Source organism: Microcoleus sp. B3-D7 (genome assembly GCF_036705305.1).
Lineage (GTDB): Bacteria > Cyanobacteriota > Cyanobacteriia > Cyanobacteriales > Microcoleaceae > Microcoleus.
Map to the genome: position 1 here is coordinate 398,548 of NZ_JAUBUE010000001.1, position 15,174 is coordinate 413,721.

At 46.1% G+C, this 15,174-nt stretch carries 11 protein-coding genes; 3 read left to right on the forward strand and 8 right to left on the reverse strand.

What is annotated here, in order from left to right:
• Positions 1–158: 158 nt before the first annotated feature.
• From QUB25_RS01550 to QUB25_RS01580, 7 genes are all read right to left on the reverse strand, one after another.
• Positions 159–1,538, reverse strand: coding sequence for a Rieske 2Fe-2S domain-containing protein (locus QUB25_RS01550; RefSeq protein WP_333181783.1), 1,380 nt, complete (start codon positions 1,536–1,538; stop codon positions 159–161).
• A gap of 254 nt (positions 1,539–1,792) precedes the next feature.
• Entirely contained in the window at positions 1,793–2,701 is a 909-nt protein-coding gene (locus QUB25_RS01555; protein WP_333181785.1) for a GIY-YIG nuclease family protein, read from the reverse strand.
• Between the two features lie 114 nt (positions 2,702–2,815).
• Positions 2,816–2,980, reverse strand: a complete 165-nt coding sequence (locus tag QUB25_RS01560) for a hypothetical protein (RefSeq protein ID WP_333181787.1) — start codon at positions 2,978–2,980, stop codon at positions 2,816–2,818.
• Between the two features lie 512 nt (positions 2,981–3,492).
• Positions 3,493–3,963, reverse strand: a complete 471-nt coding sequence (locus QUB25_RS01565; RefSeq protein ID WP_333181789.1) for a DNA phosphorothioation-associated protein 4 — start codon at positions 3,961–3,963, stop codon at positions 3,493–3,495.
• Positions 3,963–6,041, reverse strand: a complete 2,079-nt coding sequence (locus QUB25_RS01570) for an AAA family ATPase (RefSeq protein ID WP_333181791.1) — start codon at positions 6,039–6,041, stop codon at positions 3,963–3,965. The genes QUB25_RS01565 and QUB25_RS01570 overlap by 1 nt, the downstream gene beginning before the upstream one ends.
• Positions 6,042–6,067: 26 nt before the next feature.
• Positions 6,068–6,259 (reverse strand): hypothetical protein, encoded by a 192-nt coding sequence (locus tag QUB25_RS01575; protein WP_333181792.1) that lies wholly within the window; start codon positions 6,257–6,259, stop codon positions 6,068–6,070.
• On the reverse strand, positions 6,260–8,422 hold the full coding sequence (locus QUB25_RS01580) for a DEAD/DEAH box helicase family protein (RefSeq protein WP_333181794.1): 2,163 nt from the start codon (positions 8,420–8,422) through the stop codon (positions 6,260–6,262).
• A 479-nt stretch (positions 8,423–8,901) separates the two neighbouring features.
• On the opposite strand from QUB25_RS01580, the gene QUB25_RS01585 reads away from it, so the two are divergent.
• The 3 genes from QUB25_RS01585 to QUB25_RS01595 all read left to right on the forward strand — a co-directional run bounded on the left by QUB25_RS01585 (position 8,902) and on the right by QUB25_RS01595 (position 11,882).
• A complete protein-coding gene (locus QUB25_RS01585) occupies positions 8,902–9,654 on the forward strand; it encodes a DUF4336 domain-containing protein (RefSeq protein ID WP_333181796.1) in 753 nt (250 codons plus the stop codon).
• Between the two features lie 632 nt (positions 9,655–10,286).
• Positions 10,287–10,625, forward strand: a complete 339-nt coding sequence (locus QUB25_RS01590; RefSeq protein ID WP_333181797.1) for a hypothetical protein — start codon at positions 10,287–10,289, stop codon at positions 10,623–10,625.
• A gap of 243 nt (positions 10,626–10,868) precedes the next feature.
• Entirely contained in the window at positions 10,869–11,882 is a 1,014-nt protein-coding gene (locus tag QUB25_RS01595) for a tyrosine-type recombinase/integrase (protein WP_333181799.1), read from the forward strand.
• A 94-nt stretch (positions 11,883–11,976) separates the two neighbouring features.
• On the opposite strand, the gene QUB25_RS01600 is transcribed toward QUB25_RS01595, so the two are convergent.
• A complete protein-coding gene (locus QUB25_RS01600) occupies positions 11,977–15,036 on the reverse strand; it encodes a CHAT domain-containing tetratricopeptide repeat protein (protein WP_333181807.1) in 3,060 nt (1,019 codons plus the stop codon).
• Positions 15,037–15,174: the final 138 nt, after the last annotated feature.

Genomic DNA, 15,174 nt, shown 5'->3' on the forward strand with positions numbered 1-15,174 from the left:
AATTGTAAGTAGAAATAGGGGGAACAGCCGGGATGCGTCACCCCCTCAGATGTTTGAGGTATTGCAAAAGTTCGTGAGGGCGTTTTGAAGCAGTCACCTCCTAAAGAGCATCAAACTGGCTTGTGAAATTTTCATAACTCCCCACAAAAAATTAACACTTACTTCTTCTGGGGTACATTTCGAGGCGGGACAGCACGACCTTCATAAAACCGACGCTCTAAGTTACCTAATCCCCACCATGCCAATGCAGCAGTAATCGGTAGCAAATTTAGGAACACAGAAGCATGATTCGCTAACGGTAAAACCGCCCATAAAATAATGCCCAAGAATGTCACAATCAACCGAATTCGTTTCAAGTTGGCAAGCGCACGCCGGCAACTCCCACAATTGACTGTATGCGAGTGATAGCGGTCTAGCAATACTTCAGTAGATAGGGGAGGTGACAGTGATTCCCCAGGAAAAGGATCGGCAGCAAATTGATTCACCCATTGACGTAATTGGGAGACAAACGTATCTGCTTTAGTAGGCAAATAACAAGCCTTACTAAAGCGTTCACTACCCCCCTTGGCTTCTAAGTAACGCTCTTGGTAATGCAAGAAGATTTGGTCATCTTCTAAGATATTATTTTGCCCAATGTGAGAATACCAGCGCGGGGTGAGTTTGATAAAAAAGGCGGGAAGAGGCGAGGAAAACTTGAAGGGAAACCGAGCAAACACCCGACACTCACCCTTACGAATGGGCGTGGCATAAACAACAGTCATTGTTCTGCCAAACTGCTTTGAGGTCAGGTCATGCCACATTAAATTAGGAGCAATAAAGCGAGTATGTTGCTGTCCTAGCGTGCCTTTGCGCGGGCCTTCTTCCCACAAGCCGGTGAACCCTTGCTTGTTTGATGAGCACACTTCTAACTCAACCGGGGCAGCATTTGCGCGGTTGCCGACGGATTCATGGTGTGTAAATGGCACATGACTGGCATCCAACACATTTTCCAGTAGTGTCAGCGCATCATAGGGCAGATCGCGAAATGTGTTGAGGCAAATCCATTCCTCGGGCGATTCCTCAAGCGGTTCAATAATTGGGACAGCCACTTTTGGCGCCCGGTCTGGTTGACCCGGATAAACAAACAGCAATCCTTGGCGTACCGCAGTCGGTAATGATTGAACACAAGCCCGTTTTGATTGTTGTGGCGTTGTCCCAGCTCCTGCTTGTGGGATACGCTCACACGCGCCATCGCCTTGAAATGCCCAGCCGTGATAGGGACATTCCAGCAATCCGTCTTCAGCAATTCTCCCTTCAGAGAGGGGCGCTAACCGATGGGGACATTGATCCTCAAAAGCTCGCCAGCAGTTAGCTTGAGTGTCCCACCACAACACCAGGTCTTGACCTAGCAGGGTAAATTTATTGGGCTTAGTCTTGTCTAAATCTTCAACATAATGGACAGGATACCAGGCTTCCTTGCAGTCAAATCGAGTTGGGTCAGTGCCGCCGGCAAAAAGTTCATTCGGCTGGTTGACTGAGACTTGCGCTTCGGTCAGCATATTCAAACGATTTAAATTTGGCTTAAGAACAAAGATACTTTACACATCTTAACAACTCACTCACGTCATGCAGGGAGTGATGATTGTGCATTGCCAATATGAGAGCGATTCATGGGGAAGTCAAAGGCTGCTGAGTTTCCAGAGCCTGCACATCGCAGGTCATAATAATAGCAATTCTCTAAACGCTCGCGACTTTATTAGTTCCGAATTAGAACCGGGATGTAACCAGTGTAGCGATCGCACTTCTTCACTTCCTACCCCAGTTGCAGATCGCATCCAACGAGGGCAGCCGACATAAGCTTGGGTTTCATCCCGTACAAATCATTCAGCACCGCCTTGACGTTTGGAAACACGAAATACTCCGTCAGTTTCCCAATCCGGTAGTTAAAAGGTTGATATCGGTGTTTGAAGTACAGCTCGACATTCCCCCGGTGTTCCCAAAGTCCCAGCAAATTGACAACCACATCCGAGTAATGCACCCTCACATCCCTCTGCACTTCGGCGATGCGTTCCTCGATCGATCGAGTGGTAATTCCAATTTTGTAGAACGTGTTCCCGTCAGCTTTCACCTCAAGGAAATAGAGCGAGTTCACCAAAATCCGACGAAGCTGTGCTCGATAAATCAGCAAATCAGCCCGCCGTTCATCCAAGCAGGATAACCCCGCAGCTTCGGCAATTTCTACAGAGCCTTCTAACTTCATTAACTCTGACAGTAGCAGCGGTTCCTGGACTCGGTTGAACAACGCCAGGGGAAGCGCACCCACCGGGATTTTACCCAAGTCGGTAAACTCATAAGAGCGATCGCCCGACGACTCTAGCAATCCTTTGAGTTCCCACCGAAAGTTTACCAAGTCTTTGGGAATCGATCGCTTTTGGGCCCCGTACTCTTTCCACAGCACTTTCAAATGTTCCAATTCCTCACCCTTAAGCTGGATGGTGAAATTATCGTAGAGGGGCAGCGCGGGGAAAGCTTTGGTTTTAATCCGCTGACTGACGAACTTGCAAGTTTCCCTGGTGTGAGCAAAGTGATGTTCTTTCACCGAGCCCTTTTTCGCTGTCAATCCGCCACCGCAGTAGAGACAAGTTAGCTGAGTTTTTCCGCGCGCCACTTCATCTATGCTCACCAAGTTACCGTCGGGAGCAACACCAAATTTTAGCCACATCGCCTGTCAATTCTCCTTTGAGCCGGTTTTCGTAGATGCACCTGCTCCACATAATTAAGGATTGTAACAAGATGCTGTGGTGTCAATACCGAGCCCAGCCTCAGAATAAGATTCCTAGACGTGCTGATAAGCCTCTTGACATTTGCGCTGATACGTTTCGGTTGAGTAGCTTTCGGGCAAGTGGTCTAAAGCTTCCTCGATCGCCATTTTAACTGCTGCCTTACTTTGCTGTCGCCTGCGCCAATCTAACACTAATTTTTCTTGCTTGAGGCTTAACAACGTTCCTTTCCTACTTACTTGATTTCCAGCTTTTCTTTCTCGGTTAAAGTAATATCTGGTTTGGTCAATTTTTCGGAGATTGCACGTCAATCCTCAAGATGGAGTTCTTGTGCAAATTCCACCAAATCGGCAAAAATATCTCCACATTGCGGGAACCAGCATTATATTCGTCAATCATTTGCTGGAACTTGTCTAAGTAATTTATCCGGCTTTTATTGATGTGTAGAATCTGGGTTATTTGGCTGCTAATTATGCCTTTGACTTTGTTGATCTCGGTGTTTGTAAACCGATACAAACTGGGCTTTGAGTCAGAAATTATACCCGCATGAAGGTGGTAAAAGCTTCAAAGCTTCAGACTTCTGAAAACAGATTTCTGTAATAGCGACAATACTCATCAATCAATTTCAAGGTTGAATCAGTTTGGCAAGGCTTAACCATAGACTCAGCTCGGGTTTGAGAGATTTTGTGCTATTATACTCTGCTTAGAGTGACAGAAGAGGGATATAAATTATTCATCCTGCTAAAAAGTCCAGAGCTTCAGGCGTGAGTCCCTCTAAACCTGGAGGGGGAGCGACTGGACTGGTATTTACCTCAGCGATTAGCTTCAAAAGATTGTCAAGCAAATCACCAGGGGCGTCAACACATTTGTCTTGGACGTACTGAAGTCCTGCCGTTGCATACTCCTCAAACACTCTAATCGGATTGTCGTCATTTTCAGCACGATCGCGCCCCAATATCTCAATTGCATCTGATTCAGCTAAAGCTAAGGCGTGGATAAATGCGTCATCATTGCTAGTTTCAACAACATTCCAGCGAATTTCGTTACCGCCCTTACCTCGTGGTTCTCTTTTACGGGCAAAGCGCCAGCCAACTGCTGCTGCAAATGTCATCGCTGCTTGCTTGGTTTCAAAAGGGCCTTGTTCTGTTAAGATATCGATTAGTTTTTCAAACTTTGCAGGTCTAGTAATAAATTTTTCTGCCATCACAATTCAACCTCAACAATTTTGGTTTTTTCAAATCCATCGCCAGACTCTACTACATAGGGATATTCGCGTCCCCGCAAGGTAATATTTTTAGCGCGGTTTTTGGGAGTGGAACATTGGAGTATCCACTGATAGCCTATTTTGGCTTGTAACTCTTCCTCAACTTCTTTTTTCCATTGAGATTCAGAAACCAAAACTATTACTTGAGGTGCGAGAGTAGGAACCCATTTGGCTACATCTCTTTTATACTCTGGTTCCAGTTGACCGAAAGCTGAATCTATCACTAGGGGGTAGAGTCCTCCTTTAAAAAGAATTTTTGTCTTTTGGTCTGCTTTTCCGTAGTAAATCGCTTGAGCTTTATCGACCAAGCTGCCAATAAAAGCTAGACTCAAAACTTGTTTTTCACCTGTTGAAGCACCGCGTACAGGTTCTTCTCTACCGCCGACATCCTTAGTTAAACGCAGGTGATATTGCTCGTCGAGTTTAGCTTGATAGTCTTTAATCGCGATGCCTCTCCACACCTCGCCCAATCGCTGCGACAAATCTTGACTGAGTTGCTGGTGGCGCAGCTTGCGGATTTTTTCGAGAGCTAATTTGACATTTGAGATAGCTGTCAGACGGTGTTGGGCAAGTTTTCCCCGCTCGTCTACTTTATCTAATTTTTTGATTTCCTGGTCTTTTTCTCGAAGTTTCTGCTCTAAATCATCACTCTCTTTTGTCTTTCGATCGATCTCAACGGTCAAGCTGATGACATCGGTTTCAATCTCCCGGCGTCGCGCTTCAAGTTTCGCCCGATCCTCTCCATCTTCGCGGTTTCCTATTTTCGATGAAAGTTCGCTAAGTTCTTCTTCTAATCCGCGAATTTCCTGATGCAGTTCGCCGCGTTTTTCTTGAATTTTGGCAATTGCTTGTAAAACATTTTTGCGTCTTTCAACTAAGGATGCTAATTTGGATTTAGTGACGGCAACAGCACCTTCCAGCTCTTCCGAACCAACGCGATCACGCCATTCACTAACACACTTGAAAAAATCCTCGCCAGAAATCAATTCACGCCCGCATATACACTGGCCTTTTTCCAAAAGTTCGCTCACAAACTGGCGTTTCATCGGTATTGGCAATTCCCCTTTTTTGTGAGCTGCTTCTAATATTTTTTCTGCTTTGTTTAAAACATCCGGGACAAGGACTAAATATCCATGTGTCGATAGTTCCCGACCTAAGTTACTAAGTTCTTTTTTGAGTTGTTGTTTCGTTGATTCCAGCTCTTTTTCCTTCGCCTTGCGTTCGGCTTGCCATTGTGCTAACTCTGGCATTTCGCCAAGCTTTGCATCTATGCTTTCCTTCTCATTCTTTAAAGCTTCAAGATTGCGGCGATGTTGAGCGATTCGAGCTGCGGTATCGCTCTTGTTATCTTCAATTTCTTGGCGATTTTGACGTAGTTTCATACCTTCATCGCCAGCATTTTTAGCAATTTCTTCACGCAGATCCTTAGTTACTTGACCGTCAAGATGAGTAATAGCGCGATCGAATACTTCTATATCGAGAAGTACCTTAACTCCTGACTCTATCTGCTCGCTAGATTCCGGTCGCGCTAAGTTTTCAATGCGTTCGCCGTTGAAGAAAAAGAAAGGATATAATTGTTTGGGCAATAACTGCTCTAAAGAGTCTTGAGGGTTTCCGAGTTCTCGAACTTGTCCCGCGCAATCGATGTAATTCAAAGTTAATTTTTCCGGTGTCTTAATCGAGCGTTTTCCTGCTGGATCTTTGGCAATTACAATCTTGCGTTCTGCCGTGTATTTTCTGCCTTCATCATCAAATATCAACTTGCCAGAGGTAACGAGTTGTTCGCCCGGTTTAAGCTGGGCGAAAGCTGCTTCTGTTTCTAAATACTCGGGATTTTCAAAATCCTGTGAAAATTCTCCGTAAAATAACCAGGTAAAGATATTGAGAAAAGTAGTTTTTCCCGAACCGTTGAAACCGTGAATAACTGTAACGTTTCTGTTTTTATCTGTAGCAAACTTAACTGTATTTTTGCCGTGAAACTGGCGAAAGTTGGCGATGCTCAATTCCTTAAAAATCATTTAATAGTCTCCGCTAGAGTCATTTATCAGTCTGGTAGTTTTTTAATTATCTCTATAACTGCTTTTCTCATATCATCATTAATTCCTCTGGGATTTTTCATGTGCAGCTTGTCGCGTTCGGCTTTAATTATCTTAGCCAAAAGCTCTTGTTCATCTGCACTTAAACCTTTGAGAATCTGTGTTACCTGTTTTTTCATATTCTCTTCTGCTTCTGACATTTATTCCTCCGCAGTTATGTCAAGTAAGTTTAAGCGATCGCGCACATCTAGCAATTTACCCATTGCCTCTGGTCCATTAACGGCGAGACTGGCAAATTCTATCACCCTCCTCAATTCTTTGCCAAATAAACGGCGAGTCAAGCTATAATAAGGAGAGTCTCGGCTAGTTAATCCTGCTGGCGGTTCCACGACCAAATCAAAGATTTCTGCTAAATTCTTGCCCGGTGAAGTCCGCAACAAACGCCCCCGCCGCTGAATAAATTGACGTTGATTAGAACTGCTAGCTAGAATAAAAGCGCGGCGCGTTTCTGGAATGTCAACGCCTTCATCTAAACACCGAATAGCCACAAGACATTGAATCTCACCTTGCGCGAACTCATGCCGCAATTCCTCTCGGCGATTCACAGGAGTTTCTGCAGTATATGTAGCAACTTTCATGCCTAGTTCACAACCTAATAACCGGGTAACTGCATAAATTTGACGTTCTACAGATGGCTCTGATTCTGTTTCTACTGTGCCGTCACCGCAGTAGATTAAATTGTGGGTGGTGTCCGCCAGGGGAGTTAAAAGTGACTGCAACGTTTCGAGTTTTCCTTGGGCTGTGGCAATCAGGCGCGATCGCTGAATTAATAAAGCCTCAATTCCCGTTGCAGGTGCTTCTAAATCAACATTATTTCCCAATATACGGGCAATCTTGATGGTCAATTCATAATAGCGATCGAATTCATCATCAGTTAGTGCAATAAGTTGCGGATAATAGCAATAAGGACAAAGCACCTTATCTTGAAGCGCATCGCGGAGGGTATAATGAACTAAAGTCGATCCAAAATAATCAGTTATTGCCTCAGTGCCCACAGTATCAAACGAGCGTTGTGGTGTAGCAGAAAGCCCCAGTCTGTAGGTAGCATTTTCTGGCAAACAAGTCCGCAACTGCTGAGAACCCAAATTATGCACTTCATCTACAATTAACAAAAAGCGACGAGAAACTTTGCCGATTTGATGTTGAAATAAATCGGAAGCAAAGGTAGCATTTGAAGTAATAATGCTAGCTAGTGGTCGAGTTCCCGCAGTTAAATTATAGAGTCTAACTGCTAATTCTCCTTGCCATTTTGTGTAACTGAATGCACAGGGTAAAGGGTCGAGTCCAAAACGTTCTGCTTCTGCTATCCACTGAGTAACGAGGTGAAGGTAAGGACAGACAATGACAATAAATAAGGGCGAACCAATATATTCATAAAGCAAGCTAGCAGTAGCTAAGGCAGTAATCGTTTTACCGCTACCGGTTGCCATTTCCAAAATTCCCAGTCCCGCATTCGCGAACCATTCTTGTATCGCTTGGCGTTGGTGTTTCCGTAAAATAATATCGCTAGGAATTTTGAGGGTTTCAGGTGGTTTTTGGGCAGCGTAGTTCACGTTATAACTTCCCTTACTTTCTGAAGCATAAGGCGGTTTCGGTTTATATGGCAATCCGGGTTCGCTCGCAGGAGACCGATCGGGCCGCAGTCGCAAGAGCGATTTTTTAGCCGCTTCGGGAAATTCCATTACCTCCACATTCGGCGTCTCGTTCTCCCACAACTTCTGAAAATTTTCTGCTTTTTTTAATGCCCGTTCTCTCACTCCCAGATGCCAAGAACAAAAAACATCAATACATTCAAAATTGTTAATTAAAGCAGTTGAACTTTCGTTGGCAGAACCCATGAAAGCAACCATATTGTTTTCGGTATCGGCAAATATCCCTAATTTTTCGTGATAAATTCCCTGGCGGCGAATCTCTTTAGTAACAGCTAGTTTAATTTCGAGGATGTTTTGACTCAATAACCAAGCCAAACAAGCCCATCGATCTCGAACAATTCCCTCAAATTCTTTATCTAATTCTCGCAGAACATTACTGACAATAACTTCTTCTTTTTGTCGCATTCCTTGCACGATCGCCTCCGCATCTTCTGGGGACAAATGTGGAGAAGCCACGAGCTGCATCTTGCCGCCCACTCGAATCAATGCTGTCAGCCCTTTTGCGGCTGCTGCCATCGAAGTGCTGGAGAAAAAACCAACGGCTCGCTTGTAGACTGTAGCCTTTTCCAAACAAGGAATGTAAAATTCTTGAATTAGATCGCAGCGATCGCTCCGGTACTCATCTTGAATTGCTAAATCTCTCAAGCTCAACGCCGTACCCCCAAATCCCCGCTAATTTTTCTAGTATACAGGACTAATTCTCGCTATCTAGTCGCTGTCAATAAAATGAGTTCTGCTCCTACAGGCAAATGATCGGACTCGGTTGCCTCCAAGATCGAATATTACTTCCGGGTAGTCGGGGAGGCTGCCGATCGCGCCTAGGCGATAGCTGCGTCAAAAGCACGGATTGATGTCTGGGTGGCTCGGGTACAAAAGCGAGAGCGAGAGCACAAGTAAAGTAGATGCAGAGGCGAGTCGTCAGGTCGGGCGATCATCAGCTTTTGCATCTTTCAATTATAAAATTGCGAGTGCTTTAGCAAGGAAGACACAAGCTAACAACGCCCAGGCACACTGCCTACCAACAGATAATCGATTTGATGCAGACGTTACTTGCGGCAGGTGATGGGCACTGCTAGCCTACTTTTATACGCCACGCTAGAGCAGTAAGCCTTTACCTTCCTTTCCTAGCTATGAGCAACGACGCAATCGCACTTTATGAACCAATCAACCTTCTGAAACAGGTTGACGAAGATATTTGGATCGTAGATGGTTCCATCGTGCAGATGGCAATGTATGGAGCTTTGGTTCCCTTCCCAACCCGAATGACGATTGTGCGACTGAGCACTGGTGAGCTATGGTGCCATTCACCAACAGAATTGACTCCAGAACTGAAAGCTCAAATTGACTCCCTCGGTTCACTGCGCCACCTCATTTCGCCCAACAAAATTCATTACGCCCATATCGGTGCTTGGACTAGCGCTTATTCAGAAGCTATAGCATGGGCATCTCCAGGTGTTCGCGATCGTGCCGCGCAGCAGAAAATTGCAGTGGATTTTGATGCTGACTTGGAAGATGAACCACCACATGAGTGGGTAGCAGACTTAGACCAGTTAATCTTTCGTGGCGGTCGATTTATGGAAGAAGTCGTCTTTTTCCACCGCAAGAGCGCCACTCTCATCCTTGCCGATCTCATCGAAAACTTTGAACTAAATAAAGTGAGTCAGCAGTTGCATTGGCTACTTAAATTAGGGGGTGTTGCTGATCCGGATGGAAAACTGCCATTGGATTTGCGAATGACATTTCTCGGGAGAAAGGAACAGGCACGTAGCTGCTTACAGCGAATACTTCAGTGGAACCCTGAAAAAGTTATCCTATCCCACGGTCGTTGGTATGATAATAACGGTACTGCTGAGTTACGGCGTGCTTTTCGCTGGCTTGAATAACGTTTAGACGACAGCAAGCTAACACTTTAATGAAGCCGATAGTGTAAAGCATCTCATGCTTAGTTTCACTTGTATCTACCGTCGCTCACTTTTGCCGTTGTCTATGCTGCCGAACTAGACAAGGAGCTAAAACCCTATGGGAAGGATTGAGCTACCCACCAACCCAACCGATCGCCAAAACTCCTGAAGCCGTTTATAGTGTTTGTAATTGGGGCAAAGACTCATTGCCACTTACCAATTGCAAATTACCCATCGTGTAAAAAAAGCCCTCTAACATTTCCGTCAGGGGCTTTTTTTTGGGGGCGATCGGGCGTTGGAATTAGCCGTTGCATATCACGGATATTATCCGCATCGTCCAGATTTATACGAACTTTACAAATTTTGCCGCAATTATCAAGGAAGTCTGCGATTCTGGCTATGCTGACAGGATTGCAATTTGGGCGGAACTGACTACAGACGAGCAATCGCAGTTCTCAAAGTTGGTGGCTGCTGAATCCGTTAGTTGCAAAACTGGGGAGTTTTGACAGAGTAGAAAAGACCCTGCAAACCTTCTTATCAGGTTTGTAGGCTGTCCCTACCCTGTCGCCAGCAGTTATATTTTTCGTATTCCAAAAACTATTGGAGCAAATCGCATGAAGTTAAAAAGATATGTGGCGATAGGTTTGTTACTGTTAGCGACAGGTTGCGTGCAAAAGAACGGGCGACCCGTTTCGCAGGAGGAATTTGGGCAGCAGTGGCCACTAACTGTACCGCGTGGCACCCTGCTATGTGTACAGCGGACTTTTGAAGCTCCGTCTGTTATCTTTATTTCCCCTGATAATAAAAAATATGCTCTTAGTGGTGGCGCCGAAATCTCGGGAGGATACCTCCAGATTTATTCGATTTTAAAACCCGCCCCCCCAAACTCATACTATAAAGTTGTTGATACCGGAATATTGATTATGGAAGGTTACAGATTGTGCAAGCAATAATTTGTATCAAGAAACAAGCATTTGAGTATTACAGATTAGGTGCCTAAAGCCGAACTATATAGAGCAAAAGCTGAGTAATAACACCTCTGTTAATTGGTGCCAGATTTAATAAAAGCAAGAGGAATTAGGAAGCAAGGCAAATGAACTGGAAAAGGTACGTAGTAATGGCTGTGCTGCTAGCAGTAAGTTGTGGGTACGAACCCGGTCAACCGATTTCGGTTTCCCAAGAGCAATTCGGTGACGATGAATCAATCTGAACTTTCTACCCATCACCTCGAAACCTCTCTCAGTGCCAAAATTGAGAGGTGCTTTGCCCCCCTCCTTGACTCCGACCCCGACGTGCTCCAACAACTTCTGGCAGATAAGCACTCGCTCAATACCAAGCGGGCCTATGAAAAAGATGTAACCGACTTTTTCCAGACCATGACGGGAAAGCCACCCAGTCGCGACAGTGTGCTGGAATTCCTGCACCTTGAAGAGCGGCAGGCTGTGGCGGTGGTATTGAAATATAAAGCTAAGCTCATCAGCGGTGAGGGGCGGAAAGCGCCACTTACAGAAGCCACAGTTAACCGGCGACTGGCAGCGCTCAAGTCTCTGATCGAGATGGGCAGAAAAATGGGTACCTGCTGTTTCAGTTTGGAAGATATCAAGGGAGAGAAAGCCCAAAAATATCGCGATACGGCTGGGATTGAGACCCATGCCTTTGAGCGGATTTTGGGTCAGTGCGATCGGGCGACATTGGCGGGTAAGCGAGATTATGCCCTGCTGAGACTCTTGTGGGGTAATGCCCTGCGGCGGAATGAGGTTAGTCAGCTTAATGTGAGTGATTTCGATCCGGGCGTGGCTACCCTAAGAATTTTGGGCAAAGGGCGCGGCACTCAGTCTGAGATTGTAGATTTGGGTCCTGCTACTGTGCGGGCGATCGCCGACTGGCTTGATGCTCGCGGTGGGAATAGCGCCCCACAAGCCCCTTTATTTACTTCCCTAGATTTTGCCCACTTTGGTCATAGGCTCACTGGTGATGGTATCCGCAAGATTGTTGTGCGTCACAGCGAAAATGCTGGCGTTAAAAAGCAAATGTCGCCCCACCGCATCCGCCACAGCGCAATTACGGCGGCCCTCGATGCTACCGACGACAACGTGCGGAAGGTACAGAAATTAAGCCGCCATAAAAAGCTTGACACGCTAATGATTTACGATGACAACCGAGGACGCGACCAGCAGGACGTTACTGAGATGCTTGATGGGATGTTTTGAGCGATCGGCGGTTGCCCGTTTTCTGCTGCGGGCGATCGCTTGCACAGTCGCCACAGCTCCCACAATTGCACCATAGCCAATGATGCCCGCTATATCATTTCCACTCCCCTTGCAAGGTAAAAGCAGCCCAATAATAGGGAGATTTCCATTTTTCCTCCTGCATCATTTCCATCTGTGCCGCCCTCAACGCTGCCGCCGGCGCTAACTTTTGTTGCACCATTTTTTGATAAAACTTTTGCATTAACACAGAAGTTCCCTCATCGTCCACATTCCACAAGCTCACCGCCACCCGCTGCGCCCCCGCATACATAAAACCCCGTGTTAACCCCACCATTCCTTCGCCTTTAACATTCTGTCCCCTTCCGGTCTGACAAGCACTTAAAACCACTAAATTTGCCGCCAGTTTTAAGTTAAAAATATCCGTGAGGCGCAAGAAGCCATTCACAAGATTGCCTTTTTCATCTACCGTAGACATCACAATTCCTGACAGTTCGGGATTTTTGCTGTTGGCAATGCCGTGGGTGGCGAAATGAACAATTTGATAATTAGCTAAACTGCCGTCGGTAGCATTAGTGCGATTGGCATCAAAATCAATCTTCTGACTGCTAGAAGCTGAGGGAAATAAGCGGGATATTGTTTGGGCTTCTTGGCGGGTAAATGCGAGGCGTTCGGGTGGCCATTGCCGATTAGAAGCACGAAGTGATTGATTTAAGCCGAGGTTGTTTGCTTCTAATTTTTCTATTGTTGCTTGGGTGATTTTTCCTTTAATTCTTTCATCCTGTGGGCTGAAAACAGGGTCTGCTAAAATTGCTAAAGTTCGGTTCGGTTGTTTTCTATCTCCATAATTTTGCCTGAGAATGGCGAGAGTTGAGGCGGAAGGAAGGGTGATAATTTCATGTTCGGCAATTAAGAGAACATTGGTGTTTTCTCCAGCGGTTTTGGGAAGAGTTAAAGCCGGAAAAGGGGTATAATGCAGAACACCGTCGGGAACAATTAATAATCGTTTATTGCCTAATTGAGCTGCTGCGGGTTGTAAAATTACTTGACCTAGATTTGCATTGGCTTGGGCAATTTGTTGGGGAATATTTCTCTGGACGGGGCTAGTTATTGCTTCTAGGAAGTTCTTAGCTGGTGTTTCAATATCTGCGCGTTTTGGCAATTCATAGCTCGTTAGTCCGGTTGATGTCACAACCCACAAATAACTGCGGTCTTTGCCCAGAGAATACTGCAATAAAATCGTGTTTTCATCCAGAATCTGTTTCTGAATTTCTGGCAGCGTTAAAGGTTGGGGTTGGGTGAGGGCGGCGTAGCGGGGGCTGGCAGTACGAATATTAGTTTGAAGTTGCTGATATTGTTGCAAAAGTACGATGCGCTGTTTGTCGATTTCATTGACTTGAGTAGGGCTGGGGTTGGGGCTGCTGATTACTTCGATGCGCCGCTTTTCAATGGCGTCGAGTTGCTGTTGCAAGCTTTTTTCTTGTTGAACTAAGTCGGGGGAAATACCTTCGCGAATATTGGCGTTACTTTCAAACAGGAGTTCGAGGAGACTGCGGGCTCTCGAACGTTCGCTAGCTTCTAAGGCTTTTGTATCATAACCGGATTTAGGATTAGTTTTATGCAGTTGCATTAACAAACTGATGTAAAATTCGTAGTGGTCTTGTACTGTGGCAAAGTATGAGCTGCGGAGTTCTGGGCTGGCTATTAGGGTGCGGAGGTTTTCGATGATTTTGAGAGACGATTCAATGTCGTTGAGGGCTTCGGTAAGATTGTTTTGGTCGCGTTTGGCATAAGCCATACTGAAAAGGGTAACAGCTTCTCCAGTGCGATCGCCCACAGCCCGCATTAGGAAAAGGGACTGGCTGTAATACTCTAACGCTTTCTGTTTTTCTCCCAATACTGAGTAGACTAAGCCGATGTTGGTGAGGGTGGTAGCTTCCTGTTCACGATCACCTACTGCCCGACTCAGGGGAAGCGACTGGCCGTAATACTCTAACGCTTTCTGTTTTTCTCCCAATTCTGAGTAGACTAAACCGATACTGCTGAGGGTGGCAGCTTCTCCCATACGATTTCCCACTGCCCGAAATAGAGGAAGTGACTGCCTGTAATACTCTAGTGCTTTCTGTTTTTCTCCCAATGCTGAATAGGCATTGCCGATGTGGGTGAGGGTGGTAGCTTCCCAATCGCGATCCCCGGTTGCCCGTGTCAGGGGAAGCGACTGGCTGTAATACTCTAGCGCCTTCTGCTGTTCTCCTAATGCTGAATAAACAGCCCCGAGGTTGGTGAGAGTGGTAGCTTCCCCACGGCGATCGCCTACTGCTCGTCTTAGGAGAAGAGACTGGCTGTAATACTCTAGCTCTTTCTGTTTTTCTCCTAATACTGAATAAACAGCCCCGATGTTGTTGAGGGTGCTAGCTTCCCCACGGCGATCGCCTACTGCCCGAAATAGAGGAAGCGACTGGCCCAAATACTCTAGCGCCTTCTGTCTTTCTCCCAATTCTGAGTAGGCACTGCCAATGTTGTGAAGAGTGGTAGCTTCCTGTCTGCGATCACCTACTGCCCGACTCAGGGGAAGCGACAGGTTGTAATACTCTAACGCTTTCTGTTTTTCTCCCAATTTTGAGTAGACTTGACCTATGTTGTTGAGCGTGACAGATTCCCCGCGGCGATTGCCTACTGCCCGACTCAGGGGAAGAGACTGGCTGTAATACTCTAGCGCCTTCTGTCTTTCTCCCAAATCTGAGTAGACTTGACCTATGTTGTTGAGCGTGACAGCTTCCCCGCCACGATTGCCTACTGCCCGATATAAGGGAAGCGACTGGCTGTAATACTCCAGCGCTTTCTGTTTTTCTCCCAATACTGAGTAGATATTGCCGATATTGTTAAGGGTCAGACCTTCCCTACGGCGATTGCCTCCTGCCCGATACAGTTTTAATGCTTCTTGATATTTGACGATCGCACCTTTTAAAGATTCTGCCGTTCCTTGCTGGTACAGTTGCAGTCCCTCTTTGAAAGCTTTTTCAGCCACCTCGCTACTATTAATTTGTGCTGTTTGTACGACTTTACCAACGGGCACGGCTGCTGCCACTGGCTGGCTTAACTGAACCGAAAGCGCGAGCGACATACCGACCAAAAACCATTGAGCGCGATCGAACATAGCCACCCCTTTTGTATTTTTGTCAATCTTAATCACTAGCTCGCTTAGTGTAAAGGCAGGGAGAGTGCGATTCGTTGAAGCGTGAATCACGGTGAAAACCCGACACATAACGTTTCCAGCCACGAGGCTGAACTCTCG

Coding starts and splice junctions, on each gene's coding strand:
- QUB25_RS01595 (WP_333181799.1), top strand. CDS start 10,869: ATGAATCAATCTGAACTTTCTACCCATCACCTCGAAACCTCTCTCAGT.
- QUB25_RS01555 (WP_333181785.1), bottom strand. CDS start 2,701: ATGTGGCTAAAATTTGGTGTTGCTCCCGACGGTAACTTGGTGAGCATA.
- QUB25_RS01585 (WP_333181796.1), top strand. CDS start 8,902: ATGAGCAACGACGCAATCGCACTTTATGAACCAATCAACCTTCTGAAA.
- QUB25_RS01565 (WP_333181789.1), bottom strand. CDS start 3,963: ATGGCAGAAAAATTTATTACTAGACCTGCAAAGTTTGAAAAACTAATC.
- QUB25_RS01575 (WP_333181792.1), bottom strand. CDS start 6,259: ATGTCAGAAGCAGAAGAGAATATGAAAAAACAGGTAACACAGATTCTC.
- QUB25_RS01570 (WP_333181791.1), bottom strand. CDS start 6,041: ATGATTTTTAAGGAATTGAGCATCGCCAACTTTCGCCAGTTTCACGGC.
- QUB25_RS01600 (WP_333181807.1), bottom strand. CDS start 15,036: ATGTTCGATCGCGCTCAATGGTTTTTGGTCGGTATGTCGCTCGCGCTT.
- QUB25_RS01590 (WP_333181797.1), top strand. CDS start 10,287: ATGAAGTTAAAAAGATATGTGGCGATAGGTTTGTTACTGTTAGCGACA.
- QUB25_RS01550 (WP_333181783.1), bottom strand. CDS start 1,538: ATGCTGACCGAAGCGCAAGTCTCAGTCAACCAGCCGAATGAACTTTTT.